The sequence below is a fragment of the Desulfofalx alkaliphila DSM 12257 genome, from assembly GCF_000711975.1.
In the GTDB taxonomy this organism is placed as follows: Bacteria; Bacillota; Desulfotomaculia; order Desulfotomaculales; family Desulfohalotomaculaceae; genus Desulfofalx; species Desulfofalx alkaliphila.
Window position 1 is genome coordinate 1 of sequence record NZ_JONT01000055.1, and the last position, 2,916, is coordinate 2,916.

The 2,916-nt window shown below is 35.0% G+C and carries 4 protein-coding genes; all 4 read right to left on the reverse strand.

The genetic code is table 11. The annotated features are described in order from the left end of the window. Positions 1 to 487: 487 nt before the first annotated feature. The 4 genes from BR02_RS14950 to BR02_RS15540 all read right to left on the reverse strand — a co-directional run bounded on the left by BR02_RS14950 (position 488) and on the right by BR02_RS15540 (position 2,847). Complete coding sequence (locus tag BR02_RS14950) at positions 488 to 1,252, reverse strand: HNH endonuclease (protein ID WP_051688324.1); 765 nt, start codon at positions 1,250 to 1,252, stop codon at positions 488 to 490. An 81-nt stretch (positions 1,253 to 1,333) separates the two neighbouring features. Then, entirely contained in the window at positions 1,334 to 2,266 is a 933-nt protein-coding gene (locus BR02_RS0112985) for a recombinase family protein (protein ID WP_031517768.1), read from the reverse strand. A gap of 273 nt (positions 2,267 to 2,539) precedes the next feature. Further along, complete coding sequence (locus tag BR02_RS16045) at positions 2,540 to 2,671, reverse strand: hypothetical protein (RefSeq protein ID WP_274377137.1); 132 nt, start codon at positions 2,669 to 2,671, stop codon at positions 2,540 to 2,542. Positions 2,672 to 2,688: 17 nt separating this feature from the next. Beyond that, entirely contained in the window at positions 2,689 to 2,847 is a 159-nt protein-coding gene (locus tag BR02_RS15540; RefSeq protein WP_157834981.1) for a hypothetical protein, read from the reverse strand. Positions 2,848 to 2,916: the final 69 nt, after the last annotated feature.

Sequence of the window (2,916 nt, forward strand, 5' to 3'; positions counted from 1 at the left end):
GAAACGAAACAGTGGATTGAGCAACAATAATTTTTTTGACCCAGGTGGTGTAGTTTTTAATTATATTTTGGTGCAGTTTTCAGTTGACAGATACAACCTGACCACACAACCTCAAAAACTTCCGAAAAAACATCTAACCTGACCACTCGCGAAGGCTGACATCTAACCCGACCACTCACCGAGCACTGACATCTAACCTGACCACTTAACTATCAAATACGGCCTTTATGGACTTGTTCCCGCGAAGCGATATTTTCATGTTTTTCGTCTGGTGGGTTTCATACCCATGTGTGCTGAAAGCGTTGATATATAAGGGTTTTCAGCTCTCTCAATCTTTTACCCTCGACATCAATGTAACGCACTTAACGTGATGTACTTAGGCTATTCTACACATCTTTTTCAGTAAGGATAACGCTTGTGTAGACGTAAATTGTCATCATTTTTGTCAATTCACTATATCTTTTTTGATTAGGCTATTAAATGTGAATTAATATTTCATCAATTTGTTTTTCATGTATTCTAAAAAATCATCTATCGGTTTATCATTCCACTTCTTATTATGTACTGCACGATGACAATTTGCACACAGCATAATTAAGTCTTTCTTTCTAGTCATCCTTTTTCCCATATATAGTGGTAAAATATGATGTGCTTCAATAAAATCAATCTCATATGTTTTCTTGAATGAAAAGTTACACGCTTCACAAAAAAGTTCCCCATGCCTTTTAAGAAATTCCTTCTTTGCAATATTTATTATTTCTGGATTACGTTCAATTTGATAATGAATACGATGGCGTCTCATTCCTTCGACAGTTTCATACTCATTTACTATTTCATTATCATGAGTCCGAGCATCAATCCTATCAAACTTTCTACTGTATATCATAAATGCTTCTTGTAAAGAATCTTTCACTTCCCAAATAAATAGTTCCTTCTCATAATATCCCTTAAAAAAATGACTCCAGTACCTTTCCTTTTTACTGTTTTTCCTCACATCAGCTACAAATGTATAACCTTTTTTTCTTAGCCGTTTAACTGTTTGAGCCATAGATGAATTATATACTTGATATGGACGTCCAGTTATTTCCGATATTTGTTTGGCGGATCCTTTACCACCCATTTCAACCACTAAGACATAGATGGCTTCAAGTAAGACAGGAGTAAAACAGTCTTTCTCTTGTAACATCTGAATCCACTCATCGACAGTACAATTTTTTGCATTTGTTGGATAGTAATCTAATTTTTTTTGCATATAAATCACCTACCATTTTTTATATTCTCAATTCGCATAGTAAACCTTATCTATCCAAAAACTCTTGAAACAACTAGTTTATTAATCAATTCGTCTTTTGGAACTATACTTTTTATCTTTCCGTTTCACCCCATTCTTCCCTTTCACAACATTACTTCTCTTTTTCTTTTCCTCTTGTACCGCTTCAAATTGTTCTTTTGAAATAATTGCTGGATGGTTATTTTCTGAAACATAATGTTCTTGGTGTTCTCCCGCATTAAGTAGCCTAACTACACCGATATATTTCTCATTGCTCAGCATGACATCAATCGTTCGTTTACTCCAATTTTCTTTTCCGGTTGGGGTTTTTATTCCTCGTTTTTCTAACTCTCGCTTTATACCAATAATACTAAACCCGCGCAAATACAGTTCAAAAGTTAATCGGACATTTTTAGCTTCATCTTCCTTAATGATCAGTTCTCCATCTATATCATTTTCATAACCGTAACATTTTCGGTTATATAATTTTGATGTGCCTTGTGCCGCACGACGTCTATAACCCCATTTAATATTTTCACTACGAGATTCATTTTCTGCTTGGGCAATGGATTCAATAATGGAAATCATCATTTCACTATCCGTATCGGCTGTATCTAATCCTTCTTGTTCAAAAATAACACGAACTCCATGTTCCTTCAGTTTATTCAGTGATTCTAGCACTTCAACTGTATCACGACCAAAGCGGCTAATATTTTTAGTGATAACAATTTCAATGTTTTTCGCCTGACAATCTTCTAACATACGAATAAATTCTATTCTTTTTGAACCAGACTTTCCTGATGCAATATCTATATATGTATCAACAAGCAACCAATTCGGAGTGACGGCTGTTAACCTGGTAAGTGCAGATACTTGGTTTGTTAAACTATTTAATTGTTCCATGCTGTTCGAACTGACTCGACAATATATCCCCACACGTTTCTCTCGTTGTACAGGTCTTGGTGGAATAAAATGAACCCTTCGATTTTCAGACATTTTCTTTATCCTCCAGAAATCATATTGAAAATACCATACTTAGACTAATCACATTCAATGTATTTTCGGCAATATTAGTTAGTCTAAATATAACACGAGTTCCTTCAATTATCTATCCTGTCAACTCCCCTATCCAAAATCTAATCTGTCAACTCAACCCCATTTTCCAGCTCTTCCAACACCAATAACAAAAAGGGTTTCACCTATTTTTTTGTATAAAACAAACTTAGGTAAAACCCTATAAACCTTATTCTATCAACACTTCAACCCTTCTTATTCATCCACCCTAGACATCAATGCTACCAACTCCACATGCAACGAGCGGGGTGGATTGATGTCTTTTACATTGTCGGTAGTCGGAAACACGTCATCGCCACTTTTTGCACTATCGGTAGGCGGGAACATATCGACATATATAATAACTACCCTTTCAAAACTCTAAACATTTCTTCTTTATGCTTTCTTGCTTTTTCTTCCGTCCATTTTTCATCATCGAAGTTCACCAACTCTTTCATAATCTTGAGTTTCAAACTTTGTTCTATAATACTTGGATATGTGTGTTTGGCAAGTAGAAAATTCATAGTTTGGCAGTTAAGATGTGCATAGCATCCGTATTTAGTTAATTAATGATTCTGCCTGCTAACTATCGA

Excerpts from the sequence above, each read along its gene's own strand:
- BR02_RS14950 (WP_051688324.1), bottom strand. The coding sequence starts at position 1,252 with ATGCAAAAAAAATTAGATTACTATCCAACAAATGCAAAAAATTGTACT.
- BR02_RS0112985 (WP_031517768.1), bottom strand. The coding sequence starts at position 2,266 with ATGTCTGAAAATCGAAGGGTTCATTTTATTCCACCAAGACCTGTACAA.
- BR02_RS16045 (WP_274377137.1), bottom strand. The coding sequence starts at position 2,671 with ATGTTCCCGCCTACCGATAGTGCAAAAAGTGGCGATGACGTGTTTCCG.
- BR02_RS15540 (WP_157834981.1), bottom strand. The coding sequence starts at position 2,847 with ATGAATTTTCTACTTGCCAAACACACATATCCAAGTATTATAGAACAA.